Source organism: Mesorhizobium sp. M7D.F.Ca.US.004.03.1.1 (genome assembly GCF_003998635.1).
Taxonomy (GTDB): Bacteria; Pseudomonadota; Alphaproteobacteria; order Rhizobiales; family Rhizobiaceae; genus Mesorhizobium; species Mesorhizobium loti.
The window spans coordinates 1-25,628 of sequence record NZ_RZQG01000007.1; the positions used below are offsets into that span (position 1 = coordinate 1).

Annotated in this window: 27 protein-coding genes; 16 read left to right on the plus strand and 11 right to left on the minus strand. The window is 62.0% G+C overall.

Annotation, left to right across the window (positions count from 1 at the left end; all coding sequences use genetic code 11):
- Nucleotides 1–193 precede the first annotated feature (193 nt).
- Both EN935_RS01165 and EN935_RS01170 read right to left on the minus strand, forming a co-directional pair.
- On the minus strand, nt 194–868 hold the full coding sequence (locus EN935_RS01165) for a TetR/AcrR family transcriptional regulator (RefSeq protein WP_127263163.1): 675 nt from the start codon (nt 866–868) through the stop codon (nt 194–196).
- Between the two features lie 114 nt (nt 869–982).
- Entirely contained in the window at nt 983–1,927 is a 945-nt protein-coding gene (locus EN935_RS01170; protein WP_109669972.1) for a nucleoside hydrolase, read from the minus strand.
- A 101-nt stretch (nt 1,928–2,028) separates the two neighbouring features.
- On the opposite strand from EN935_RS01170, the gene EN935_RS01175 reads away from it, so the two are divergent.
- The 5 genes from EN935_RS01175 (at nt 2,029) to EN935_RS41380 (ending at nt 6,116) form a co-directional block, all read left to right on the plus strand.
- Nucleotides 2,029–3,036, plus strand: a complete 1,008-nt coding sequence (locus tag EN935_RS01175) for a 2OG-Fe(II) oxygenase family protein (RefSeq protein ID WP_127263164.1) — start codon at nt 2,029–2,031, stop codon at nt 3,034–3,036.
- A 93-nt stretch (nt 3,037–3,129) separates the two neighbouring features.
- Nucleotides 3,130–3,987: an ABC transporter substrate-binding protein gene (locus EN935_RS01180; RefSeq protein ID WP_109669968.1), complete on the plus strand. Its 858-nt coding sequence runs from the start codon at nt 3,130–3,132 to the stop codon at nt 3,985–3,987.
- A gap of 137 nt (nt 3,988–4,124) precedes the next feature.
- Nucleotides 4,125–5,066, plus strand: a complete 942-nt coding sequence (locus EN935_RS01185) for an amino acid ABC transporter permease (protein WP_127263165.1) — start codon at nt 4,125–4,127, stop codon at nt 5,064–5,066.
- Entirely contained in the window at nt 5,063–5,869 is an 807-nt protein-coding gene (locus tag EN935_RS01190; protein ID WP_126067963.1) for an amino acid ABC transporter ATP-binding protein, read from the plus strand. Before EN935_RS01185 ends, EN935_RS01190 begins: the two co-directional genes overlap by 4 nt.
- 97 nt (nt 5,870–5,966) lie before the next feature.
- The gene (locus tag EN935_RS41380; protein ID WP_206534483.1) at nt 5,967–6,116 is read left to right on the plus strand and encodes a hypothetical protein; all 150 of its coding nucleotides are present in this window, start codon (nt 5,967–5,969) and stop codon (nt 6,114–6,116) included.
- Between the two features lie 13 nt (nt 6,117–6,129).
- Here EN935_RS41380 and EN935_RS01200 read toward each other — a convergent pair whose 3' ends face one another.
- The 5 genes from EN935_RS01200 to EN935_RS01220 form a co-directional block, all read right to left on the minus strand.
- On the minus strand, nt 6,130–6,924 hold the full coding sequence (locus EN935_RS01200; protein ID WP_127263166.1) for an ATP-binding cassette domain-containing protein: 795 nt from the start codon (nt 6,922–6,924) through the stop codon (nt 6,130–6,132).
- Nucleotides 6,924–8,021: an ABC transporter permease gene (locus tag EN935_RS01205; protein ID WP_127263167.1), complete on the minus strand. Its 1,098-nt coding sequence runs from the start codon at nt 8,019–8,021 to the stop codon at nt 6,924–6,926. The genes EN935_RS01200 and EN935_RS01205 overlap by 1 nt, the downstream gene beginning before the upstream one ends.
- Before the next feature lie 55 nt (nt 8,022–8,076).
- Nucleotides 8,077–8,973 (minus strand): sugar ABC transporter substrate-binding protein, encoded by an 897-nt coding sequence (locus tag EN935_RS01210; protein WP_245463024.1) that lies wholly within the window; start codon nt 8,971–8,973, stop codon nt 8,077–8,079.
- Nucleotides 8,974–9,146: 173 nt separating this feature from the next.
- Complete coding sequence (gene iolE / locus EN935_RS01215) at nt 9,147–10,046, minus strand: myo-inosose-2 dehydratase (RefSeq protein ID WP_109669956.1); 900 nt, start codon at nt 10,044–10,046, stop codon at nt 9,147–9,149.
- Nucleotides 10,043–11,161, minus strand: a complete 1,119-nt coding sequence (locus EN935_RS01220) for a Gfo/Idh/MocA family oxidoreductase (protein WP_109669954.1) — start codon at nt 11,159–11,161, stop codon at nt 10,043–10,045. The genes iolE and EN935_RS01220 overlap by 4 nt, the downstream gene beginning before the upstream one ends.
- A 98-nt stretch (nt 11,162–11,259) precedes the next feature.
- On the opposite strand from EN935_RS01220, the gene EN935_RS01225 reads away from it, so the two are divergent.
- A complete protein-coding gene (locus tag EN935_RS01225) occupies nt 11,260–12,729 on the plus strand; it encodes a PLP-dependent aminotransferase family protein (RefSeq protein ID WP_109669952.1) in 1,470 nt (489 codons plus the stop codon).
- A gap of 118 nt (nt 12,730–12,847) precedes the next feature.
- Here EN935_RS01225 and EN935_RS01230 read toward each other — a convergent pair whose 3' ends face one another.
- A complete protein-coding gene (locus EN935_RS01230; RefSeq protein WP_109669950.1) occupies nt 12,848–13,525 on the minus strand; it encodes an MIP family channel protein in 678 nt (225 codons plus the stop codon).
- 181 nt (nt 13,526–13,706) lie between these two features.
- On the opposite strand from EN935_RS01230, the gene EN935_RS01235 reads away from it, so the two are divergent.
- The 3 genes from EN935_RS01235 to EN935_RS01245 all read left to right on the plus strand — a co-directional run bounded on the left by EN935_RS01235 (nt 13,707) and on the right by EN935_RS01245 (nt 16,372).
- Nucleotides 13,707–14,996, plus strand: coding sequence for an RsmB/NOP family class I SAM-dependent RNA methyltransferase (locus tag EN935_RS01235; protein ID WP_127263168.1), 1,290 nt, complete (start codon nt 13,707–13,709; stop codon nt 14,994–14,996).
- A gap of 140 nt (nt 14,997–15,136) precedes the next feature.
- Nucleotides 15,137–15,595, plus strand: a complete 459-nt coding sequence (locus EN935_RS01240; protein WP_013530371.1) for a PaaI family thioesterase — start codon at nt 15,137–15,139, stop codon at nt 15,593–15,595.
- A gap of 138 nt (nt 15,596–15,733) precedes the next feature.
- Complete coding sequence (locus tag EN935_RS01245) at nt 15,734–16,372, plus strand: 5'-methylthioadenosine/S-adenosylhomocysteine nucleosidase (protein ID WP_127263169.1); 639 nt, start codon at nt 15,734–15,736, stop codon at nt 16,370–16,372.
- Between the two features lie 12 nt (nt 16,373–16,384).
- Here the strand turns inward: EN935_RS01245 and EN935_RS01250 are convergent, their stop codons facing one another.
- On the minus strand, nt 16,385–16,702 hold the full coding sequence (locus EN935_RS01250) for a hypothetical protein (RefSeq protein WP_127263170.1): 318 nt from the start codon (nt 16,700–16,702) through the stop codon (nt 16,385–16,387).
- An 85-nt stretch (nt 16,703–16,787) separates the two neighbouring features.
- Here EN935_RS01250 and EN935_RS01255 point away from each other — a divergent pair, with 85 nt between their 5' ends.
- A complete protein-coding gene (locus EN935_RS01255) occupies nt 16,788–17,291 on the plus strand; it encodes a MarR family winged helix-turn-helix transcriptional regulator (RefSeq protein WP_127263171.1) in 504 nt (167 codons plus the stop codon).
- 55 nt (nt 17,292–17,346) lie between these two features.
- Nucleotides 17,347–18,909 (plus strand): glutamine-hydrolyzing GMP synthase, encoded by a 1,563-nt coding sequence (guaA, locus tag EN935_RS01260; RefSeq protein WP_027035553.1) that lies wholly within the window; start codon nt 17,347–17,349, stop codon nt 18,907–18,909.
- A gap of 414 nt (nt 18,910–19,323) precedes the next feature.
- Here the strand turns inward: guaA and EN935_RS01265 are convergent, their stop codons facing one another.
- Together EN935_RS01265 and EN935_RS01270 are read right to left on the minus strand one after the other, a co-directional pair.
- On the minus strand, nt 19,324–19,887 hold the full coding sequence (locus EN935_RS01265; protein WP_127263172.1) for a TetR/AcrR family transcriptional regulator: 564 nt from the start codon (nt 19,885–19,887) through the stop codon (nt 19,324–19,326).
- An 18-nt stretch (nt 19,888–19,905) separates the two neighbouring features.
- On the minus strand, nt 19,906–20,367 hold the full coding sequence (locus EN935_RS01270) for a nuclear transport factor 2 family protein (RefSeq protein WP_109669937.1): 462 nt from the start codon (nt 20,365–20,367) through the stop codon (nt 19,906–19,908).
- A 974-nt stretch (nt 20,368–21,341) separates the two neighbouring features.
- On the opposite strand from EN935_RS01270, the gene EN935_RS01275 reads away from it, so the two are divergent.
- The 5 genes from EN935_RS01275 to EN935_RS01295 all read left to right on the plus strand — a co-directional run.
- A complete protein-coding gene (locus tag EN935_RS01275; RefSeq protein WP_127263173.1) occupies nt 21,342–22,283 on the plus strand; it encodes an amino acid ABC transporter permease in 942 nt (313 codons plus the stop codon).
- The gene (locus EN935_RS01280; RefSeq protein WP_109669930.1) at nt 22,280–23,044 is read left to right on the plus strand and encodes an amino acid ABC transporter ATP-binding protein; all 765 of its coding nucleotides are present in this window, start codon (nt 22,280–22,282) and stop codon (nt 23,042–23,044) included. The genes EN935_RS01275 and EN935_RS01280 overlap by 4 nt, the downstream gene beginning before the upstream one ends.
- Before the next feature lie 52 nt (nt 23,045–23,096).
- The gene (locus EN935_RS01285; RefSeq protein WP_127263174.1) at nt 23,097–23,963 is read left to right on the plus strand and encodes an ABC transporter substrate-binding protein; all 867 of its coding nucleotides are present in this window, start codon (nt 23,097–23,099) and stop codon (nt 23,961–23,963) included.
- A 10-nt stretch (nt 23,964–23,973) separates the two neighbouring features.
- Nucleotides 23,974–24,723, plus strand: coding sequence for a GntR family transcriptional regulator (locus EN935_RS01290; protein ID WP_126067977.1), 750 nt, complete (start codon nt 23,974–23,976; stop codon nt 24,721–24,723).
- 153 nt (nt 24,724–24,876) lie between these two features.
- Nucleotides 24,877–25,628, plus strand: a 752-nt coding sequence (locus tag EN935_RS01295) for a BtpA/SgcQ family protein (RefSeq protein ID WP_281040298.1), incomplete at its 3' end; no start/stop codon positions are given.

The following is a 25,628-nucleotide window of genomic DNA, read 5'->3' on the forward strand; positions in this document are numbered from 1 at the left end:
ATCCAGGTCGGCCTTCCCGCACATGCGGAGCAGCTGGGCGCCGCCTACGCGATCCCGATCCTCTACGTGCCGCTGTTGATGATCACGCACATCGCCGCATTCTATTTTCTACTACGTCCTCACCAGAACGTGACTCGCGCCATCGCAGATGGTGCGACTGCTTCCTAGAGCATAGGAGGTCCGTTTTCGGGTCCTAACGCCGCCCGCTCCGCATCTCCGACGGCCTCGGCGCTGTACCCGGCTCCTGGACGAGCGGTCCGAGCAGCACTTCTCCGAACAGCGGCTGGTAGCGGCGGCGCACGGCCGGATCCTCCTTGAAGGACAGCGCGTACTGGCCGATCTGGTGGAAATAGGTGATGCGCGCCCGCACGATGCTCTCGTCCTGCGAATAGCCCATGGCGCGGAACGACCGGATGAGCAGCTCGATGCGCAGATCGTCGATGTCCTTAACTTCCTGGGCGAGCTTTTTCGACGTCCGCGACCAATCGCGCACGGCCAAGTCGAGCAGCGGGCTGAAAGGGGCTTCATCCACCCAGACATGCACGATGTCGGTGAAGAATTGCAGGCCGTCTATGTCGTGGATCTCCCGCATTGCCCAGAACGGCGCGCAGTTGCTGTTGCGCCATTCCTGCAAGAGGCCCCCGCGAAGATCCGCCAGGCTGGCAAAATGGAAATAGAAGCTGCCGCGCGTGACCTTCAATTGCTGCGCCAGGCGGTCGATCTTGACCTCGCCGATGCCACGTTTTTCGAGCACCTTGCGCGCCGCCGCGATCCAGGCCTCGCGGCTGAGCGTCTGCCGCGCCGCTTTTGATCGCGCCGCCGGTCGAGGCGGTCTCTTCGTTTTCGCCAGCGCGCCTTTCCCGTTCATGAAATTCGAGACCTTCGTCGCCGCGTACAACGCGCATAGCCGATTCGCCAATCGAACCGGCCCCTGACTGCTTCGCAATTCTCCGTGTCACCGTCTATCGCCGGATACACATTTTCAGGGCAGTGCACTGATCCGCTCCAGCATCAGCGCGAAGAACGGAGCCGGATCGATCCGGCGCAGGACGTTGCAGTTCTTGCGGCGGCCGGTGACGTGCCACCAGTCGACGACGGTCATGCCTATGGTCTCGGGCGAGACGATATCGACCGTCACGGCGCACTGGCGCTGCTCGTAGATCTCGGGCGCCAGAAGGTAACCGGTGACGCACGCATCGTGGATGGGGCGCGCCGCCGTCGCGAATTTGTGGGTGCCGTATTGGCGATAGAAGTCGGCCATGTTGGCGGCCTCGATCGCCGCGCGACTGCCCGTGGCACGCAGGGCATCGAGCCATTCGGGCGTCATCAGGGCGGTGTAGGTGCAGTCGATGCCCGCCATCGTCACCGGGACGCCGCTGTCGAACACTTTGTGCGCGGCATGCGGATCGACGAAGATGTTGAACTCCGCGGCAGGCGTGGCATTGCCGCCTTGAAAAAAGCCGCCGCCCATCAGCACGACTTCGCGCAGCCGGGGGACGATTCTTGGCTCCATGGTCATGGCCATAGCCAGATTGGTCATCGGGCCGAGCGTGCAGACGGTCAACTCGCCTTCCGGCGCATCCATGATCGTGCGCACCAAGTAATTGACCGCGTGCTCGCTCTGCAGCGGCGTGACGGGTTCGGGCAGATCGGCGCCATCGAGGCCTGTTTCGCCGTGAACATATTCGGCCGTGATCAGCTTGCGCACCATCGGCGCCGGGCAGCCGGCATAGACCGGCACATCGGGCCGCCCGGCCAGTTCCACGACCTTGAGCGCGTTCTTCGACGTCAGGGCGAGCGGTACGTTGCCGCCGACCGTCGTGATGCCGACCACCTCGAGTTCGGCTGGCGAACCAAGCGCGAAAAGGATCGCGAACGCGTCATCCTGACCAGGATCGGTGTCGATGATTATCTTGCGTGGTGCCATTGTGCCGCGATTTTCCCGTTGCGTTCGAAAGCCTATTGCTGAGGCGATTTGGATGTGTAGAAATACAGTACTGTATCTTATGTTCAAGACAAGGTGTTCGAATGGACGCATGCGGCGACTTTTCCGAAATTCCGATCCTCGACGTGTCGGCGCTTTACGGCAGCGACCAGGATGCGATCGCTGCGACAGCGGCGACACTGCGCCGCCATCTCGAGACGATTGGGTTCCTCTATGTCGTAGGGCACCCGATCCCGCGTGCCGACGTCGAGGCGGTTCGCGAAGCCAGCAAGCGCTTCTTCGCCCTGCCCGAGGAACAGAAACTGGCGCTGAAGATCGACAGGAATTTCCGTGGCTATCTGCCCTTTGCCGGCTCGACCATCGTGACGTCGTCGGTGGCGACCGTGAGCAAGCCGAACCAGAGCGAATCGATCTTCTTCATGCACGAGGTCGAGGCCGGCGACCCCAGGGCATTGGCCGACAAGCCGTTGCAAGGCCCCAACCAGTGGCCGGACGAGGCGGCACTTGCCGGCTTCAGGCTGACGATTGAACGTTATGTCGATGAGATGAGCACGCTGGCCCGCAAGATGGTCGGCGCCATCGCCCTTTCGCTTGGGCTCCCGACCGACAGTCTCGACCGCTATTTCGATCAACCGACGACCTTCCTGCGGTTGCTGCACTATCCGACGCAGCCCCAGGAAGAGGGGCTTTTCGGCTCGGCCCCACACACCGATTACGGCTTCATCACACTGCTCGCGCAGGACAATGTCGGCGGCCTGGAAGTCAAGAACAAGGCCGGCGACTGGGTTCCCGCGCCGCCGGTCCCGGACTCCTTCGTGATGAATGTCGGCGACATTCTGGCGCGCTGGTCGAACGACCAGTTCGTCTCGACGCCGCATCGCGTCATCAACCGGTCGGGGCGCGAGCGCTATTCCCAGCCCTTCTTCTTCGACCCGTCCATGGATGAAACGATCGAAGCGCTGCCAGTCTGCGTGCCGGCCGGTAGCCGGCCGAAATATGAGCCGGTGCTTTACGGTGACTATCTGATGGAGCGCATCGACAAGAACTACCACTACCGCAAGAAAAAGGCTGCGGAAGCAGCCGGTTCATAGACGGATCAATGCGCGGCTGCGTCGGTGCGGACGCGAGGCCCGGATTGGAGAGCAGACTGCAAGAACCGTTGTAATCAAAAAAGGGGAACGAAAATGAGAGCACATTTGCAGATGGCCGGTTTGGCGCTGGCCGCACTTGCCGTGGCCTGGAGCGGACCTTCAGGTGCCGCCGAGGTGACGAAATCGGCCGAGGTCCAGCGGACCGGCATGCTGACCGTCGCCAACACGCTGGACTATGCGCCTTTCGAGTATCTCGACGCCGACGGCAAGCAGACCGGGATCATCATTGAACTGGCCGGTGAGGTGGCCAAGCTGGTCGGCGCCAAGCTGGACGTGGCGCGCACGCCTTTCCCCTCGATGATACCGGGGTTGGCGGCCGGCCGCTTCAAGGTCGCCTGGGAAACGTTCTCGGCAACGCCCGAGCGGCTCAAGCAGGTCGATTTCGTCATGTTCCTCAAGGCCGGCCTGGCTGTTTCGACTTCGCCGGACAAGAAGGCGAGCTTCAGCGGCGACACCCCGCTCTGCGGCAAGCGGATTGGCGTTTCGGCAGGCAGCGCATCGGATTTCCTGGTCGACAAGCTGAGCACGGATTGCACCGGCAAGGGCCAGGCAGCCATCGAAAAATCGGTCTTCAACTCGTCGACGGATATCGTCCAGGCGGTGCTGTCCGACCGCGTCGACGCCCGCATGGACGATGCGACCGCATCGAGCTATTTCGAGGTCACCAGCAAGGGCCAGCTCGTGGTGCTGCCGACCCTCTATGAAGTCGCGCCGCTCGGCATGGCGATCGCCAAGGACGACAAGGAGACCGCCGACATGATGGTGGGCGCACTCTCCGAGCTGTTCAAGAATGGCACTTACAAGGCTGTTCTCGACAAATATGGCATGGGCGCCTACGCAATCAAGGAGCCCTATTTCGTGGGCACCATGGAGGCGCTGCGCGCCGACTGAGGCCTTGTGCGTCCATTCGGGCGCACTTTGAGACTTTGAAAGTTCGCATCGTGCTTTTCGCACTCATGCGAGAGCGACTGTCGGCGCCCGGTCTCGTATCGGGCGCCGTTTGCGGATGAAGACCAGGAGAAGCCGAGATGGGCGTGGCCCACCCTACCGAGATACGCATCGAGCCAGGCGTCGCCGAGGCGGTTTCGCGCCTGACCGTCGTGCCGCAGCGCCGCTACGGCATCTGGGTCGGCACCGCGCTGGCCCTGTTCTTGGCGTTTCTCATCATCCGGGCCTTCGCCAGCAATCCTGCCTTTGCCTGGCCGACGGTGGTGGGCTACCTGTTGCATCCCTCTGTCATGCGCGGTCTGGGCAACACCTTGATGCTGACCGCGGTGATCATGATATTGGCGATCGTTGTCGGCACGGTCATCGCCATCATGCGCGTGTCGCCAAGCCCGGTGTTGCGTTCATTCGCTGGCCTGTACGTCTGGTTCTTCCGTGGCGTACCGGCCCTGATACAGCTGATCTTCTGGTTCAACCTGTCGCTGCTCGTGCGCGAGATCTCTTTGACCATCCCGTTTGTCGGCACGCTGTTTTCCGTGCGCACCAATGATTTCATGACGCCGTTCTTCTCCGCCGTCGTTGCCCTTTCCCTGTGCGAGGCGGGCTACATGGCCGAGATCATCAGGGCCGGCATCAAGTCGGTTCCGTCGGGCCAGGCCGAGGCGGCGAGCGCGCTTGGTATGCCCTACCGCATGATCCTGAAGCGCATCACGCTGCCACAGGCGATGCGCTTCGTGCTGCCGCCAACCGGCAACGAGGCCATCAACCTCCTGAAGATGACGTCGCTGGTGACGTTCATCGCCGTCGACGACCTGTTCTACTCGGCCCAGAGCATCTATGCGCGCACCTTCGAGACGATCCCGCTCTTGATCGTGGTCGCCTTCTGGTATCTCGCCGTAGTCAGCGTCATGTCGGTGGGACAGCATTTCCTCGAACGCCATTTCGGTCGCAGCGACACACGCCGCGATCCCATGACGATGCGCTTCCTGCGCAATGTCATCAGCCTGCGTGGCATTTCCCGATGAGCGACGTGAAGGACGAAAATCGCGCCCGCTTCGGCGTCCCAGCCGATTCCATGGTCTTCGCGCGCGGCGTGCGCAAGTCCTATGGTCCGCTCGAGGTTCTCAAGGGTGTCGATCTCGATGTGCCTGTCGGATCGGTCGCCTGCATCATCGGCCCCTCGGGTTCCGGCAAGAGCACGTTCCTGCGCTGCATCAACCATCTCGAGAAGCTCAGCGCCGGCATCCTGCTCGTCGACAGCCAGTTCGTCGGCTACGACCTCAGGGACGACAAGCTCTACGAGGTCAAGGACGACCTGCTTTGCCAGCGACGCGCCGAGACCGGCATGCTGTTCCAGTCGTTCAACCTGTTCTCCCATATGACCGTGATGGAGAACCTGATTGAGGCACCAACGCAGGTGCGGCGCATCCCACCGGACCAGGCAAAGGCCGAAGCGGAGATCCTGCTCCGGCGCGTCGGTCTCCTGGACAAGGTCGACCGGTATCCGAGGGAACTGTCCGGCGGCCAGCAGCAGCGTGTCGCCATTGCGCGGGCGATGGCGATGAAGCCGAAGGTCCTGCTGTTCGACGAGCCGACATCGGCGCTCGACCCCGAACTCGTCGGCGAGGTGTTGCAGGTCATGCGCGATCTGGCCGAAAGCGGCATGACGATGGTCGTGGTTACCCACGAGATCGGCTTTGCCCGTGAGATCGGTGATCAGCTCGTCTTCATGGATGGCGGCGTGATCATCGAACGCGGCGCTCCGCGCGAGATGATCGCCAATCCGGTATCGCCGCGAACCCGCGAGTTCCTGTCGCGAGTGCTTTGACGGCAAGAGGATCCACCAAAGAAAAAGGCGCGGGCCTCGCCCGCGCCTTCTTCGGGTTCAGGCTTTCGAAGCTTAGTCCTTCCGGAAGATGCACGCCTTGGCGACGACGCCGGTAATGGCGCTACCGATCAACGGTGCTACGATGAAGAGCAGGAGCTGGCCGATCGCGGTGCTGCCGGAAAATAGCACCAGACCGATCGACCGAAAGCATTACGCCTATCAGCAAGTCGGGCACAAGGGTTATTGACCGGCGGGGCGCCTCAAGCCGGGCTGCTTCTGGCCGCTTTGGTCAGTTCCTGCTCCAGATCGACCAGTTCCTTGCCACCCGCCATCAGATTGAGCAACTGATCACGATCAATTTCGCTTTTTGCGTAAGTGCCAGTGCTTTTGCCGCGCTTCAACAACGTGAAGCGATCGCCAACCACATAGGCGTGATGAACGTTGTGGGAAATGAAGATGACGCCGATGCCGCGCGCCTTGGACTGCACGATGAGCTTCAAAACCACGGATGCCTGATGGACTCCCAGCGCCGATGTCGGCTCATCCAGGATCAGAACCTTGGCGCCGAAGTATACGGCGCGGGCGATAGCCAGGCACTGACGCTCGCCGCCTGAAAGCGTACCGACGGGTTGCTCGGGATCGCGCAACTGGATTCCCATCGCCGCCAACTCGTCATACGCGGTGCGGTTCGCAAACTCGGTGTCAAACTGTCGGATCGGTCCGAACTTTCGCATCGGCTCGCGCCCGAGAAAAAAGTTTCGCGCCACGCTCATCAGCGGCACCAAGGCGAGGTCCTGGTAGACGGTGGCAATGCCGCTGTTGCGCGTATCGGCCGGTGAGGCAAACCTTGTGGGCTTGCCCTGTACGCGGATTTCACCTTCGTCAGGGGTGTAGACGCCGGATAGCGTCTTGATCAGCGTCGACTTGCCGGCGCCATTGTCGCCAAGCAGGCAATGCACCTCGCCGGGACATACATCGAAAGACACGTCTTTCAGCGCGACGACCGACCCAAAATACTTGCTGACCGATCTCAGTTCGACATAGGGCTCGGCCATCACCGGCTCCTCATGGCGCGGTTGCGCACATAGCTGTTGAACAGCACCGCGATGACCATCATGGCACCCATGAACAGCTTGAACCAGTCTGTGTCGATGCCGGTGTAAAAGATGCCCATTTGCACCACGCCGAAGATCAATGCCCCGAACATGGCGCCTATGGCCGATCCGTAGCCGCCGGTAAGCAACGTGCCGCCGATGACGACGGCAATGATGGCCTCGAATTCCTTCTGGGTGCCGCGTAGCGTATCGGCCGAGCCCGTGACCAGAACCTGGATCGCCGCAAAGAGCGCGGCGGCCATAGCCGTCATGACGAACAGGGTGATCTTGGTGCGTGCAACCGGCACGCCGAGGTTGCGCGCGGCATTGGCTTCACCTCCCGCAGCGAAGATCCAGTTGCCAAAGCGACTGCGTGTCAGCAACCAGGTACAGGCCAATGTCAATACGATCCACCAGACGATCGACACCGGAATTCCCGATATCGACGGCAGGCCGTCCGCACGCTTGCCAATCAGACCGATGTCCGAAAGCCAAGCGATGGGGCCGGAAAATACCTGTCCCGAGAACAAGCTGTTGAGGGGATCATTCAAGGCCAGTTCGTGCACGCCTGAAACCTGCGTTCGCCCAGATATGCCGCGCGTGAGGCCGAGCGTCAGGCCGCGCAACATGAACAAGCTTCCGAGCGTCACAATGAAGGAGGGCAATCCGGTTCTGACGACGGCGAGCCCGTTAAGCGCGCCGATGCCGCCGCAAACAGCAAAGCAAAACAGCAGGGAAAGCCAGATGGGCCAACCCCAGAATACCGAAGGGATGGCGATTAGGATTCCCGCAAACCCGATCATCGAGCCGACCGACAGGTCGAACTCACCCGCGATCATCAAAAGGGCCACGGGCGCAGCGAGAATGCCAAGCTGGGCCGAGACTTCAAGGAAATTGATGATGCCCTTGGCGCTGAAAAGTCCCGTATTTCCCGCGGTGATGGCGAAGAACACAAAGACCAGAACGGTTCCGGCCGCCGCGCCAAGCTCCGGCCTGCTCAGAAGACGGCTCAGGCGGGAGACGGAGCGGACCCGCTCGTCGCGAAGCTCTGCAGTCATGGATGCGTTACCTTCGTCAGTGAAGGCGGCCGGGCTGATGCCCGGCCGCGAACTGTCAACGCTTGCCCAGTTTTGCCAGCTCGATGACCGAGGCGGCGGTATCCTTGGTGACGAAGCCGGGCCCCGTCGGATAGTCGGCGATCGGCATGATCTTGTACTTCTTCCAAAGGTCGAACATGGCGACCGGTATATAGCCCATGGCATATTGCTGGGCGTCGATACCCCATTCCATTTTGCCGGCAACTACGGCCTGCAGGATCGTGGGAGAAAGGTCGAATGTGCCGGTTTTCACCTTGCCCGCAAGGCCCATTTCATCGAGCGCGGCCAGCGTCGGTTCGGCACCGCTGGCGCCGACCGCGAGAACGAACTGCGTATCCCCATGGGCAGTCATGTAGGCGATCACGCGGTTTTTCATTTCAGTCGGGTCAATGACGCCGTTCATCACCGGAACATCGACACCAAGACCTTTGGCGAAGCCGGCACAGCGGTCATCAAGGCTCGAATTGCCCACTTCATGATTGGCGCAGACTGCCTTGGTGAGGCCGAGCGCCTTGATGCGCTCGCCCGCCATGACGCCCGCCTGGAACTCGTCCTGGCCCATGAACAGCAGGCCGCCAAGGTCATGCGTCAGTTTGGAGCCACCGGAATCGATGACGATGACCGGGATGCCGGCGGCAATGGCATTCTTGACCGGCGCTGACAGAGCCGCTGCGTCGGGGATCGAAACAACCATTCCGTCAGGCTTCGAGGCTGCAATGGCGTCTATCATCTGCGCCATCTTGGCCATGTCGAAGGTTTCGGGCGCCAGATATTCAGCCTTGACCCCCAGGGTCTTGGCCGCGTCGTCCATGCCGTTCTTCACGACCGACCAATACGGGTCGCCGCTCTGGCCGTGAGTCACAAATACCACGCGCGTATCGTCGGCGGCCGCAAGGCTCGTGGCCGCTGTCATCAGTGTGACGCCGGCCAAAAGGCCGAGCGCAGGCTTTATTAATTTCGCGAGCGAAAACATAGAACCTCCTGTTTGTTTTCCGCCGCCGCAGTTACGGCCGGCAGTCCAGTTGCCCCTTCAGTCCAGTTTCATTCATCAGCACTGGTTCCTTGGAGGCCGCATCGCGGCCTCGATCATTCCATGACGGTAAATCCGGCTCCCCTGGCCATGCGCGAGAGATTTTGGAATCCCATTGTCGCATAGGTCAGCGGGTTGGCCTTGTTGGGATCCTGCTCGGCCTCGACGACCATCCAGCCACTATAGCCGTTGTCGGCAAGCACCCGCAAAATGGCCGGGTAATCGATGAACCCGTCGCCGGGGACCGTGAAGATCCCTTCCATGACCGCGCCCATGAAACTCATGTCGCCTGCGCGGGCACGATCAAGGACGGCTTTGCGCGCGTCCTTGCAATGCACATGCACGACGCGTTTGACATGCGCCTTGATCAAAGCCAGCGGGTCGCCGCCTGAGAAGATCGAATGGCCGGTGTCGTAGAGAAGTCCGACCGCCTCGCCGGTGTGCCGCATCAGCGAGCCCACCTCGGCATCGGTCTCGACGATAGTCCCCATATGGTGATGAAAGGCCATGCGCACGCCGAGATCCGCCATTCTCTCGGCCAGCGCGGTCAGTTTTCTGCCGTAGGCCGGCCATTCCTCAGTGCCAAGAGCCGGGCGCTGCGAGATCGGCCCCCAAATGGCATTGTGGCGCCCTCGCGAGGTGTCTGCATAGACGACATGGGTCGAGCCCATATCCTTCAGAAGCTGGAGATGCGGCGTGATCGCATCCATTTCCGCGCCGACATCCTTCTCGTCGCAACGGCCATCATACCAGCCGGAGATCACGGCAAGTCCATACTGCTCCATGATCGGCTTCAGTTCAGCCGACCGGCGCGGAAACTTGCCGCCAAGCTCGGTGCCGGAATAGCCGGCCTGTTTGGTTTCGCGAAGACAGACCTCGAGTGGCGTATCGCCGCCGAGTTCCGGCACATCGTCGTTGGTCCAGGTGATCGGATTGATGCCGATGCGAACCTTCACGGGCGAACTCCTGATTGCTTGAGTTGGGCAAGGTGATGCCGCGTGAGGCCGACCAGAAGCACCATGTCGCGACGAGCGTGTTCGGCCGTGTTGCGCACTGGCGTGCCTTCGACGATCGCCGACCAAAAACCTTTCAACTCCTCGACGAATGCCTCTTCGTAGCCGCTGCGGATGTCGCGGCTGGAGAGCGTGTGGCCGTCGCCGGTGCGGATGGTCAGCCGCGTCGGTTGATGGTTGAGATAGGGCGAGGGGAATTCCAGCTCAAGCGAGGCGTCGTCGAAGTAGAGCGTTATGCGCTCGCGGTATTCGGGCAGCCCTGGAGTGGCGATGTGGACCATGTTCCACAATGCCTGGCCGTTGAGCAGTCGCACGGCGCCCTGTCCGCCTTCGCCTTTGGCGAACAGCCAGGCGCCGACGATTTCGCCATCGGCGATGCCGAGCGCATCAAGCAAGCCATGGATGGCGTTGACGTCGTGTACGATCGACGAACAATAGGCGCCGACGAAGCCGCGAAACGCGTTGGGATCGTCGATCCCAGGTACCGCGCGGTCCACCTGCTCGCGCTGCCTTGCTTCGGTCGAGGCAATCAATTCCGCCGCGACGTCGTCACCCCGGCAACTGGAGGCGTGCCGGATGAAGGGCCAGGCGTCGGGATCGTTGACCTCGACCGAAATGTAGCGAAGCGTCCGCGCCGTGCCCGGCAGCATTTTCAGTGCCGCCTCGTAGCTTGGGTCGAAGCGCTTCATATAGCCGACCTGGAGCACCTTTCCGGCGCGATCCCTGGCGGCGATCAATTCGTCGACGTCTTGCGCACCGTAGCAAAGCGGTTTTTCGCAGAAGACGTGCAGGCCCCTGGCGAGGGCAGCGAGACTCTGTTCCAGGTGCAACGCATCCGGCGAAGCTATGACTACGGCGTCAAGCGGCATGGCAAGAAGCTCATCGAGCTCGGCAAATGTCCTGAGGCCGAACTCCTCTTCGACAAAGGCGCGGACTTTCTGCGACGGATCATAGACCCCGAGGACCTCGAACTGCCGGTGCAACTTGAGCAGATTGGGAATGTGTTCGACCTGGGCAACGCCACCGGCACCGATCACACCCACCCTTATGCATTGCATCGGTCAGCCCCATCTGAACCTGATCGCATTTTTCTTGAGCCTAGGACTGCTTTGGTTCCATTGTTAGAACCAGATCGCTTTGATTTTTTGGAACCACAATGAAGACCAGTTTTCCGATCGACGGCATTTCACTGGATCGCGACAGCCCCGCCAATTTGCATCGGCAGCTCTATGTCCAGTTGCGTGATCTGATCGAGCAACGCGTGTTGCCGAGCGGTCACGCGCTGCCCTCGACACGGGTTATGGCGCGGGATCTGCACGTTGGCCGCAACACCGTGATTGCTGCTTGCGACCAACTGGCGCTGGAAGGCTACCTGGCCATGCGGCCGCGCAGGCCCTCAGTGGTGATGGATCTGCCAACCCGTTCGGCCGTGCAGGAACATGTCTCGGCAGCGGACGAGAACCCGATATCCTTGCGTGGGCAGACCATGCTCGCCCAACCCTACCATCATGGCCGGCCGGGCATGCTGGCCTTTCACCCCGGCATGCCGGACCCGGATAACTTTCCTTTCAACACCTGGTCCAAGCTGCTCAGTCGCCGCGCAAAATTCGCGCATATCGACCTTTTCGGAACCTATCACGTCAAAGGCTATCCCCCTCTTTGCGAAGCCATAGCTCGCTATCTCACGGCTTCGCGGGGCGTGAAGTGCAGCCCCGAACAGATCGTCGTCACCAATGGTGCCCAGTCGGCGTTCGATCTTCTGGCTCGGCTGCTGATCGATGAAGGCGACACGGTATGGATGGAGGAACCAGGATACTACGGCGCGGGTTCGGCTTTCGTCTCGGCGGGGGCGAAACTGGCCCCGCTGCGGGTGAGTAATGCAGGGTGGGACCTTGATCCACCGCCTGTCATTCCGCGCATGATTTTTGTGACGCCCTCCTGCCATCACCCTCTCGGCATAACCATGCCGATGGAACAGCGGCTCAATCTCCTGCACATGGCCGAGACCTGGCGCTCATGGATCATCGAGGATGACTATGACGGCGAATACCGCTTTCAGGGCCAGCCTATTCCAGCGCTCCAGGGCATCGGCGCGTCAGACCGCGTGGTCTATGTCGGCACCTTCGCCAAGATCCTTTTCCCCGCCATGCGGCTAGGCTTCCTGGTGGTGCCCAAGGCGATCGACCATACGATCGTCTCGGCGCTGAGCGTGACCGGCCAGTTCGCCCCCTTGCTGACCCAGGCCGCGCTGGCCGACTTCATGAATGAGGGGCATTTCACCCGCCACCTCAGGCGCATGCGGCGGCTCTATGCGGAGAGGCGGCAGTTCTTTCTGGAAAGCGCGCAAAGGCATCTCGGCGAATGGCTGGATTTCCACACGACCGAATCCGGCATCCAGGTCGTCGGCATTTTCCGCGACATATGCAGCGACAGGGCGGTCGCCGAGGCGGCGCTCCAGCAGGGCATCAATGTCTCGGCGCTGTCGATCCAGTACCGTCACGGCACGGAGCAAAACGGTCTTGTCATGGGCTTTGCGGCTGCCGATGCGCAGACAACCGAAAAGACTATGCAGAAATTTCGGACCCTCCTGAAAACCTGTTTCTCAAAAACACTTGATCTCGGGTAAAATGCCGAGACTAATCATTGTTTCGAGGCCGAGCCGTTGGCGAGAATTAGATGGGTCTATCGCCAACAAAAAAGGCGCGGACCTGGCCCGCGCCTTTCGATGCCCGAGCCTTCGAAACTCAGTCCTTCTCGAAGATGCGTGCCTTGGCGACGACGCCGGCAATGGCGCCGCCGATCAACGGTGCAACGATGAACAGCCAGAGCTGGCCGATCGCCGCAGTTCCCGAAAACAGCGCCGGGCCGATCGAGCGGGCCGGATTGAGCGACGTGCCGGTCACCGGGATGATGGCGAAATGCAACCCTGCCAGCGTCAGGCCGATGACCAGCCCGGCGAACGCCGTCGAGTGCTTTTCTGCCGTGACGCCCAGGATCACGGTGACGAAGGTGAAGGTGCCGATCACTTCCCACAGGAATGCCGAGCTGACACCCCATTTCGCCACGTCCCAGCCATTGGCGCCGAAGCCGGTGGTGTGTCCGCCAACCTGGCCGGAGACGATGATCCACAGCGCCAGCGAAGCAAGGACGCCGCCGATGATCTGCGCGATCCAGTAGGGGATGACATCCTTGGCCGGCAGCCGGCCGGCAAGGAAGACGCCGAGTGTCACCGCCGGATTGAGATGCGCGCCCGAAATGGGGCCGATCGCATAGGCCGCCGCAATGAGGCCGATGCCGAATGCCAGGCCGATGCCTTCCTGGCCGAGCGGCAGCGCACCGCCGAAGCCGCCCGTCACCACAGAAGCCGTACCGATGAACACCAATAGAAATGTGCCTAGAACTTCCGCCAGATAAGTCTTCATTGCCCTCTCCTCGTGTCGATCCGCCGGTCCACCTTTTCGCGCCGCGAATCACGACCGAAAGAGTATTCGCAACCAGAAAAGTTGGAAAGCAGAGCGGTTGTGCCGGCTGGCCTGCTTGTGCCCGCCGGTTGCGCGCTCTAGAGCAGGGCCGGAATAATTTTCTGCGTGACGGAACAAGACCATGCGACTGGGCGGACGGCTGGCTGCGGCCATCGAAGTGCTGGAAGACATCGGCCGGCGCCACCGGCCGGTGGCGGACGCGCTGAAGGATTGGGGCCTGTCGCATCGCTTTGCCGGCGGCGGCGACCGTGCGGCGATCGGCAACATCGTCTACGACGCCTTGCGCCACAAGCGTTCCGCCGGCTGGCTGCTGGGCGAGGACACGCCGCGCGCCATCGGCTTCGGCGCGCTGCTGCTCGAATGGGGCCAGACGGCCCAGTCGCTCAACGACGCGCTCGATGGCGACAAGTTCGCACCGCCGCTGCTGAGCGCCGCAGAGCTTCAGGCAATTGCCGATCGCCGCCTTGCCGATGCGCCGGACGCGGTGCGGGCGGATGTTCCTGACTGGTGCGCGCCGCTTTTCGAGCGAGCCTTTGGCTCCAGCTGGGCCGATGAGGGTGCGGCGCTGGCGACACGCCCGCCGCTCGACCTCAGGGTCAACACCTTGCAGGCCAATCGCGACAAGGTGCTGGCCGAACTGACGGGAACCGGCGCGAAACCCGCCGCTATCGCGAAGCAAGGCATCCGCATCCCGCCGATCGACGGCGACGGCAGGCACCCGAACGTCCAGGCCGAGCCGGCCTTCCAGAAAGGCTGGTTCGAGGTCCAGGACGAAGGCTCGCAGATCGCGGCCGCCCTTGCCGGGGCCGAAGCCGGCATGCAGGTGCTGGATTTCTGCGCCGGCGCCGGCGGCAAGACACTGGCCCTGTCGGCTTCGATGGACAACCGAGGCCAGATCTTTGCCCACGATGCCGAAAAGGCGCGGCTGGCGCCGATCTTCGACCGCATCCGCCGTTCTGAAAATCGCAATGTCCAGATCGTCACCAAGCCGGCCGAACTCGCCCCGCTCGGCAACCACATGGACATTGTGCTGGTCGATGCGCCCTGCACCGGCAGCGGCACCTGGCGGCGGCGTCCCGACGCCAAATGGCGACTGACGCAAAGACAGCTCGATGCCCGCAAGGGTGAGCAGCAGGTGATCCTCGATGCGGCCAGGGTCTATGTCAAACCGGGTGGCCTGCTGGTCTACATCACCTGCTCGGTCTTCGATGAGGAGAATGGCGAGCAGGTCGCGGCCTTCCGGGAGCGCAACAGCGGTTTTGTCCCGGTCGACCATCGCGCCCTCTGGGACAGCCGTTTTCCCGGCCATGAGGCAGCCGCACGCATCGGTGCAAAAGGCGACATCTCGCTGTCGCCGGCACTGAGCGGCACCGACGGGTTTTACTTCTGCGCATTGCGCAGGTCGGCTTGAACCCGTTGGATATCGCCAATCCCTGACCGATGCGTGCCACCGGCCGGAAGACGAGGCCGATTGCTGCAGTGCAGCAAAAGCATTTGCCTGCCGCTCATGCCTCTGCAATAAGCTTATCCGCATAAAGGAAGGCAGCGGCCATGGCAGCAAAGATCGTACCCGCCCCGGACTATGAAGATCGCGTCAGGACCTCCTTCGCGCGTCAGAAGGCGATGGCCACGATCGGCGCCGAACTGACACTGGTGACGCCCGGCATCATCGAGATCGAGATGCCCTATTCGGCAGCACTCACCCAGCAGCACGGCTTTCTGCACGCCGGCGTGATTTCGACGGCGCTGGATTCGGCCTGCGGCTATGCGGCGTTTTCGCTGATGCCCGAAAACTCCGGCGTGCTGACCATCGAGTTCAAGGTCAATCTGCTGGCGCCGGGCAGGGGCGAGCGCTTCCTGTTTCGCGGCTCGGTGACCAAACCCGGCCGCACCATCATCGTTGCCGACGGCCAGGCCTATGCCTTCGCCGCCGACGGCGAAGCCAAACTGATTGCTACGATGACCGGCACGATGATGACCGTGGTTGGCCGCGACGGCATAGAAGGGTGAGTGGCCGGTTCGCCGCAGGCGAATTCATCGTGCCAGTGGCACGATGAAAGGCCGCGAACGCCGGGAGCTGCCGCAGGCAGCGGGTCCCAGTGAGCGGCGGTACAGATAAGCAGGTGATTGGGTAGAGAGGAATAGATCATGGCCGGTAAAGTGTCGCGCCTGTCGGGCAAGGACGTCCTCTTCGTCATGGCGGCGCAAGCCGAATACGGCCCACACCTCAAACAACTGTTCACGCCGCTGATGACAGGCGTCGGTCCTGTCGAGGCCGGCGTCAGGCTGGGCGCGGAACTCTCCTGGTTGAAATCGCAAAAGGCACTGCCTGACCTCGTCGTGTCGCTCGGCTCAGCCGGCAGCCGGACGCTGGAACAGACGGAAATCTACCAGGCCGTTTCGGTCAGCTATCGCGACATCGATGCCTCGCCGCTCGGCTTCGAGAAAGGGGCGACCCCATTCCTCGATCTGCCGGTGACCGTGCCATTGCCGTTTAGGATTCCTGATGTAAGGGAGGCGACGCTGTCGACCGGCGGCGCGATCGTCACCGGTGCGGCCTATGATGCGATCGCCGCCGATATGGTCGACATGGAGACCTTCGCTTGCCTGCGCGCCTGCCAGCTGTTCGACATCCCGCTGATCGGGCTGCGCGGCATTTCCGACGGCGCGGCCGATCTCAGGCACGTTGGCGACTGGACCGAGTATCTGCATGTCATCGACGAAAGGCTGGCCGGCGCGGTCGGGCTGCTGGAACAGGCGATCGGCGACGGCCTGCTCAGCGCCTGACCGCACATCGGATCAAGCCGCCAAGCTCGCTGGATCGCCAAAATCGATGCGTGAAATGCGCCCACGCACGGCGCCGTTTGCATCGACATAGTCGATTGCTCCCGGCGAATGATCGAGTTTCCAGGAGCCGGTGGGACCGCCTTTCCATTCGACTTTGTAGCCGTCGTCGAGCAGCGTCCAAAGCCCATGGAAAAGGGTGCCATCCGGCAGCAGCATATGCGCCCGGTTCTCGTTTTCGTAGTGGATGAAGGCGTCCTTGCCGCCCATGTCGATGACATGCGTGGTGCCAATCATGATAACGGCTAGCGTGTTCTTGTCGAGAATTGTCATGGTCCCTGTCCACCTGCTTGAGTTCGAATGAGCCTCGACGGCTTGCTTGTCGTCAAGTACCTTGACCATAGGGAGTTGGGATAAAATGGTCAAGGAGCTTGACGAAAAAGCCGAAACACTGCCTGATCACGTCGGCTGGCGGCTATGGCAGGCAAGCCGTGCCTGGCAGGCCGAATTCGCCGCCGCGATGCGGGCCGCCGGTCACGGCTGGTTCACCGAAGCGCGCGCCGGACTGCTTGGACACATCAGCAGGAGCGGCGTGCGCCAGTCGGCGTTGATCGAGCGCTCGGCAATCTCCAAGCAGGCGATACAGCAACTGCTCGACGGCCTCGAGGCGGAGGGCATCGTCGAGCGTCTGCCTGATCCGCAAGATGGCCGCGGCAAGCTGGTGCGCTACACGCGCAAGGGGCTGGATGCCTTGCGCGATGGCGATCGTGTCAAGATGGAGATTGAGCGGGGCTATATTGGTCGCATAGGCGAGGAGCGGTTCACGGCGCTGATGGGCGCTTTGCGGGCGCTTGCGGCCGGACAGGCTGCTGCAATGGATGAAGACGCTGGCCCTGAAGGTGAAGTCGTGGAATCGAAGTGACAGCCAGGCCTCGCAACCCATTGCGCCGACTCATTTCTTTCTCTAAACGCTCGCCATGAAAACAGCCAATCATCCTGACACCGTCCTGATTGTCGATTTCGGCAGCCAGTTTACCCAGCTCATCGCCCGCCGCATCCGCGAGGCAGGTGTGTTTTCCGAGATCGTGCCGTTCCAGTCGGCCGAAGCGGCGTTCAAGCGCATCAATCCGAAGGCTGTCATCCTGTCCGGTGGCCCCGCTTCGACCGGCGATATAGGCAGCCCACGCGCGCCGCAGATCGTCTTTGACGCCGGCGTCCCGGTGCTTGGCATCTGCTATGGCCAGATGGCCATGTGCGTGCAGATGGGCGGCGTCGCCGAAAGCTCCGACCATCGCGAGTTCGGCCGCGCCTTCGTCGAGATCCAGAAGGACAGCCCGCTGTTCGAGGGCCTGTGGGCGCCCGGCCAACGCCACCAGGTGTGGATGAGCCATGGCGACCGCGTCATCTCCTTGCCCAAGGGGTTCGAGGTGTTCGGCAAGTCGGAGGGCTCGCCCTTCGCCATCTTCGGCAACATCGAGCGCAAGATGTACGGCATCATGTTCCACCCCGAGGTGGTGCATACGCCCGACGGTGCCCGGCTGCTCAGGAACTTCGTCCACAACATCGCCGGCATCGAGGGCGACTGGACCATGCGCGCCTATCGCGAGCACGCGGTCGAGACGATCCGCAAGCAGGTCGGCAAGGGCAAGGTCATCTGTGCGCTGTCGGGTGGCGTCGATTCCTCCGTCGCCGCGCTGTTGATCCACGAGGCGGTCGGCGACCAGCTGACCTGTATCCTTGTCGACCACGGCCTGATGCGCAAGGACGAGGCCGCGGGCGTGGTGGCGATGTTCCGCGAGCACTACAATTTGCCGCTCATTCTGGTGAACGCGTCGGACCGTTTCATCGACGCCCTCGAGGGCGAGTCGGACCCGGAGAAAAAACGCAAGACCATTGGCCGGTTGTTCATCGAGGTGTTCGAGGAAGAGGCCAAGAAACTCGGCGGCGCCGAATTCCTGGCGCAGGGCACGCTCTATCCCGACGTCATCGAAAGCGTCTCCTTCACCGGCGGTCCCTCGGTGACGATCAAGTCGCACCACAATGTCGGCGGCCTGCCGGCGCGCATGAACATGCAACTGGTCGAGCCGCTGCGCGAACTGTTCAAGGACGAGGTGAGGGCGCTCGGCAAGGAGCTCGGCCTGCCCGAAAGCTTCATCGGCCGCCATCCGTTTCCCGGCCCCGGTCTCGCCATCCGCTGCCCCGGCGGCATCACCCGCGAAAAGCTGGAGATCCTGCGCGAGGCCGACGCCATCTATCTCGACGAGATCCGCAAGGCCGGCCTCTACGACGCCATCTGGCAGGCCTTCGCCGTGCTGCTGCCTGTGCAGACGGTAGGCGTGATGGGCGACGGCCGCACCTACGAGTTCGTCTGCGCGCTACGCGCCGTCACCTCGGTCGACGGCATGACGGCGGATTTCTACCACTACGACATGGCCTTCCTCGGCGCTGCCGCCACCCGCATCATCAACGAAGTCCGCGGCATCAACCGCGTCGTCTACGACGTCACCTCGAAGCCGCCGGGAACAATCGAGTGGGAATGATTCAGGCCCACCCAAACGCCGCCGAGAGCACCCCAATCTGCGACGTAACCTACTGAAAACAAAAATAAATCCTTGCAGGGACATTCGGCGACAATCGGCACGCAGAGATTGGCTTTGACGGACTGGTTGACGGACCTTCCTCGTATTGCCCACTCGAATTTTTCTAAGTACCGTCGGAGCCAATGTGGCTCGTGACGGTACTTTTTTGTGCCTTAAGGCATTGAAGAAAAAAGGAATTTCCTTTCACGCAGCCTCGAAATTGTACTGACGGTACTTTTCAGGAGGCAATGGTTATGCTGACGGACGCCGCCCTCAAGGCGTTGAAACCAAAAGAGAAAATCTACACGAGGGATCGGCGCCGCGCGCGTCGCCAGCAGCCCGAGAAGGATGGCGATAGGCGTCGCTCCGATAGGTTCAACGGCCTTCGCCGGGCCGCAAGCGGGATTTGAGCCGCACGATTGTTCGGGCAAATAGGCCCTCGTCCGCGGTCGCGCGTGCGAGCACGAGAGCGCCCTGGATTCCCAGCACGACATCCTCGGCGCTCTCCCCGGCGGCGGCGGGACCCCATCCTTGCCGGATTAGAGCGTCGCGCAAAGCCGCGATCCACTGGATGAAATATCCTGAAATCCGATCGGCAAACCGATCGCGCGTACCATCGAGGGCAAAGGCGCCCACGAGGCAAATGCGTCCACCCGAGCGGAAGTAGGAATCAACGGCGTCCCACATACGCGCAATGGCAGCGCCAGGTGGCTCGCTGCGCAGTGGCTCGAAGACATGGCGCTCAAACCAGGCACCAACATCCTCCAGTACCGCGTTCGCCATCTCCTCCTTACCGCCCGGGAAGAAGTGATAGAGGCTGCCCTTGCCCATGCCGGTCCTTTCGGTGATCCGGCTCAACGATGTCCCCTCGTAGCCAAACTCCCGGAAGACTTCGGCTACGAGGGGAATGACGTCTGGGCGCTGGTTGAGCGTCCGCATGCGATTAGCCTCGCTGCATTAGAGGCCCAGGTCAGAGAGCCCCGGGTGATCGTCCGGTCGCCGGCCGAGAGGCCAATGGAACTTGCGATCCGCTTCCTTGATCGGAAGGTCATTGATGCAGGCGAACCGTCGCTGCATCAAGCCTGCGGCATCATATTCCCAGTTCTCGTTGCCGTAAGAGCGGAACCAGTTGCCGCTGTCGTCGTGCCATTCATAGGCGTAGCGGACGGCGATCCGATTGTCATTAAAGGCCCAGAGTTCCTTGATCAGGCGGTAATCGAGTTCCTTTGCCCATTTCCGGGTGAGGAAGGCCACGATCTCGGCGCGACCGCCGGTGAATTCGGCCCGGTTCCGCCAGCGGCTGTCCGGGGTGTAGGCCTTAGACACCTTTTCAGGGTCACGGCTGTTCCATCCATCTTCCGCAAGGCGGACCTTCTGCGTTGCGCTTTCGAGGGTGAAAGGTGGGGCGATCATGCTCATTCGCGTTTTTCCTGTACCGGTTAATCCATCGTGGGTTGAACGGTACAGGGCGAACGGGTATCTCGCGCATTGTACCGATAGGTACAAAATAAACCGATCGGTACAACAATGTCAACGCCCCGTTGGCGTTGGTTGTCCGTAGGGTCGGGCCTCTATAACAAGCCGACGACGAGGTGCAGCGCCGCCACATGATGCAGGAGTGGTCGGACATGTGGGCGCGTGGGAGGGAAGGACGTAAGCGCAGCCTCGAGACTATGTCGACGAGCTTCGTCGCGCCCGTCCGATGTCGACTAAGGTGGCTGACGTCGCGAAGAAGGTCCTGAAGCGGGTGGACTGGCTGATGCCTCTGGAGCCGTTTACGGTTCCGTTGCGGCTTCGACCTGTGAAAGGGACAAATCTAGCGCATTTGCGAGTGCTGCTTTTTCATATTGCCTTCTAAAGGCGCGCCCTTTGGGGGTGCGGCAGGTCGCAACTGGCCAGATTGTTCGGATGCAACGACACACTCCCCGTGCCCTCGTTTCTTGGAACATTTCTTAGCGGAGTTCGGTCGATCCCCGATCGCCTCAATCCTGGCGGAGTCGACAGCATCTGAGTCTGAACAGCTTAAATACTAGCTGTTATATTCAGTATGCTCTGAAACAGCTTATTTTCTAGCCATTTTTGCTGTCTGTTCGTCCGGAACCTCCATCACGTGGATCGTCTTTCCCTCGCAAAGTGAGCCCACTCCGGCTTGCCATTCCCCGAGCATCCTTTCGCCGACCTGAGGGAAATCCTCGAGACGCGAAACCATCGTCCGGAATTTCCGGTTCATGGCTATAGGCCGCGCCATAGACCGACCTGACCATTTCGGGATCAGGCCGCAATAACGCCTCAGGCTCCGTCAGGATCTGCTCAGCGCCGATTGACATCACGAGCGATCCGGTTAAAAGTTGTACACCTAACCCTACAAATAATAAGAGCGGGAATAGAGTTTGATGATACTCCAACGTGCCTCCGGCGCGGTGCGCGTCGATGTCGGGGCGCTCAATCAGCGTAGCTACAGGATCGTGCGGCTGAAGCATGTGGGGCGCTGGATTGGGGCGCTTGTCGTGGTCGTGGCACTTGCGCTGCTGGTGCAGGCATTCGCGTATGGGCAGATCCATTGGGCGACAGTGGGAGAGTTCCTGACCGCCGGCGTCATTGTGCGCGGTTTTGGCAACACGCTGCTGATTTCGTTCTTCGCCATGATCATCGGCGTGTCGCTGGGCACCCTGTTTGCCATCATGCGGCTGTCGGCCAATCCGGTCACCCGCTTCGTCGCTTGGCTCTATGTCTGGGTGTTCCGGGGCACGCCGGTGATGCTGCAGCTTTTGATCTGGTTCAACATCGCGCTGGTGTTCCCGCGGCTGGTCATTCCCGGCCTCTATGAGGCGCGCATGGTCGATGTCGTCACGCCTTTCGTCGCAGCACTGCTCGGGCTCGGCATCAATGAGGGCGCCTATATGACCGAGGTGGTGCGCGGCGGCATCTCGTCGGTCGACCACGGCCAGACGGAAGCCGCCAAGACGCTGGGCATGTCCCGCTTTCAGACGCTGCGGCGCATCATCTTGCCGCAGGCCATGCGGCTGATCATTCCGGTGATGGGCAATTCGGCGATCGGCATGCTGAAATTCTCCTCGCTCGCCGCCGCCATCTCGATGGGCGAGATGCTGAACGCGGCGCAGCAGATCTATTTCATCAATGGCGCGGTCATCGAACTGCTGTTCGTCTGCGGCATCTGGTACCTCGCCGGCACCACCGTGCTCAGCATCGTCCAGTATTACATCGAGCAGCATTTCGGGCGCGGCGTGGCCGGCACGCCGGCGAAATTCTCCTTCCGCCTGCCGTTCAGGAGCAACACGCCACTGTCGGGCGGCGTCGAGGAGTCCAAGGCATGACCACCATCGTCAAGGCCATCAATGTCCGCAAGAGTTTCGGCGCGCACCAGGTGCTGCGCGGCGTCGACTTCGAGGTCGAAAACGGCGAGGTGCTGTGCATCCTCGGGCCTTCCGGCGGCGGCAAGAGCACGCTTTTGCGCTGCATCAACCATCTGGAGGACCTTAATGACGGCGTCATCTGGGTGGACGGCGAGATCATCGGCTACGAGCTCAAGGGCAGCACGCTGCACGAACTGCCGCCGCGCCTGCTGCGCATGCAGCAGCGCGAGATCGGCATGGTGTTCCAGCACTTCAACCTGTTTCCGCACATGACAGCGCTGGAAAACGTCATCGAAGGGCCGGTCACCGTGCGCAAGGAGCCGAAGGCGCAAGCCGAGGCGCGCGGGCGGGAGCTGCTGACCTCCGTCGGGCTCGCCGACCATTGCGGCGCCTATCCGGTGCAGCTTTCGGGCGGCCAGAAGCAGCGCGTGGCGATCGCGCGCTCGCTGGCCATGAAGCCGAAGATCATGCTGTTCGACGAACCGACCTCGGCGCTTGACCCGGAGCTGGTCGGCGAGGTGCTGGACGTGATGCGCGCGCTCGCCGCCACTGGCACGACGATGATCGTCGTCACCCACGAGATCGCCTTCGCCCGCGATGTCGCCGACCGCGTCGCGATCATGGTCGACGGCGAGATCCGTGAAATGGGCCCGCCCGCCGAGGTGCTGGCCAATCCCAAGGACGCAAGGGTGCGCAGCTTCCTCAGCCGCGTGCTCTCCTGAACGACCCTCCACCCTCTTTCCGCAATATCTTCAAAACAGCAAGGAGCCTGAAATGACGACTTCCACCGCCGCGACCATCTCGCGGATTCTCGCCTGCGCCATGGTTTCGCTGGGCGTGCTGGCATCCGCCGCCTCCGCCGGCACTGACGATAAACTGCGTGCAATGCTGCCGGCCAAGGTGCGCGACAGCGGCGCACTGAACATCGCCATCAGCCTTGCCTATCCGCCGATGGAATATTCGGACGCTGGCTCCACCGATCTCAAGGGCGCCGACATCGACATGGCCAAGGAAGTCGCGGACCGTCTCGGGCTGAAGCCGAACTTCCAGAACGTCGAGTTTCCACAGCTGATCACCTCGGTGACCACCGGCCGCGCCGACATGATCTGGACCGCGTTTTCCGATCTGACCGAGCGTCAGACGCAGCTTGATTTCATCGACTATTTCCAGACCGGCAACCAGCTCTATTCGATGGTGAAGAACCAGGAGACCATCAAGTCGGTCAAGGACCTCTGCGGCAAGGCCGTCGCGGTAGCCACCGGCACAAGCTGGGTGGGCCTGGTCGAGCGCGTCGGCAAGGAAACCTGCACGCAAGGCTCGCCGCTGACCGTGTTGCAGCTGCCGACCGAGGCCGAGCACATCTTGCAGATGAAGCAGGATCGCGCGCAGGCCTCGATCATGGGTTTCGAGGGCATCCTCGAACTGCAGAAACAGAAGCCGGGCGAGTTCTATACGATCGGCGATCTGCTCGAGCCCGGCCACTATGGCATTGCTTTTGCCAAAGACTCTGGCGATCTGCAGAAGGCGGTCAAGGCAACGCTGGAGGCCATGAAGGCTGACGGCACCTATGTCGCGATCCTCGACCGTTATGGACTAAAGAACGCCGCGGTGCCGGAATTCACCGTCAACGCCGGCAGGTAAGGGGCGCCTGATGGCTGACTTGATCGTTCTTGATCCGCACGCACCGATTCCGCTGTACACGCAGCTCTACCGGATCCTGCGGCTGCGGATTCTCGAAGGGCAGTACGCGGAAGGGGATGCCATCCCCTCCGAGAACGTGCTGCGCGACGAGCACGGCATCACCAGGAGCACTGTCCGCAAGGCCATCGCGCTCTTGGTGAACGAGGGGCTGGTGCGCCAGTTTCGCGGCAAGGGAACGATCGTCAGCTACGCGCCGATCAACAACAGCGTCTGGAACTTTGGCGGCTTCACCGACTATTCGCGGGCGCGCGGGCAGCGCCCCGTCACTTCCTTGCTGGAGCAGGCAACGGAGGACGGGGCGAACGGGCCGGTGCTGAAGCTGGTGCGTGCCCGCGGCATCGCCGTCGAGGACGTGACGCTGTTCCTCAACCTCGACACGTCCTGGCTGTCGCTGAAGCGCTATCCCGGTCTCGACATCTTCGATTTCGAGAAACAGTCGCTCTACCAGGTGCTGCGCGACCATTACGGGGTCTCGCCGGCCCGCTCGGAACTGACGCTATCGGTGGTGGCGCCTTCCGCGCTGACCACAAAAGTGTTCGGCGACGGGCTCGACGTGCCTGGCTTTCTCTGCGCCACCGGCGACGTGTTCAGCAGCATCGACGAGCTGGTGGAAAGAACCTCTGTCATCTACTCGCCGACGCTGGAAATGCGCGTCGGTACCTCGTGGAGCACGGGCAACGGCCAGCCGCCGGGCGCCTGATTACGCAGGCGCGCCGCTGCCAGACAGAATCAGGCGGCGCGCTTAAATCCTTGTTTTGACATGCGTCATCGCGCCCGCCGGCCGGCGATCCTGGGAGGAGGATATGCGGGGCAGCGACAAAAATTCACCATCTCAGCTTGATTGGAAATTGCTTTGGACTCCCGCTTCGAACAGACCTTCGCCACGCCCAAACCCATTCTCGGCATGCTGCACCTGACCGGCGCGACGCCGGCCGAGCGGCTCGCCATTGCGCGGCGTGAAGCCGAAATCCTGCTGGCCAACGGCGTCGACGGCGTCATCGTCGAAAACTATTTTGGCGACAAGGACGACGTCCGCGGCGTGCTGGAATGGCTGGAGGCGCGCCAGCCGGACGCGCTGGTCGGGCTCAACGTGCTGCGCGATCATCATCTGGCGTTCGAGCTCGCCCGCCAGTTTCGCGTCGACTTCATCCAGATGGATTCGGTCGCCGGCCACCTGCGCCCGGACGAGGACGCGGATTTCGCCGCCGAGTTGAAGGAGCTTCGTGAAGGCGCCAATGCCTTGCTGCTTGGCGGCGTGCGGTTCAAGTACCAGCCGGTCAATTCCGGCCGCACCGAGGAGGAAGATTTGCTTCTGGGCATGCAGCGCTGCGATGCCTTTGTCGTCACCAGCGACGCCACCGGCCAGGAGACCGACCTCGAAAAAGTCCGGCGTTTTCGCGCGCTGACGGGCGGCCATTTCCCGCTGCTGATCGGCGCGGGACTGACCGCCGCCAATGCCGCCGACCAGCTGGCGCTCGCCGATGGTGCGATCGTCGGCAGTTTCTTCAAGGATAGTTATGTCGACACCGGCATCGTCGACGAGGATCATGTCCGCGAATTGATGGGTGTCGTCGCGGGCATTCGCCATCAGCCGGTGGCCGTGAG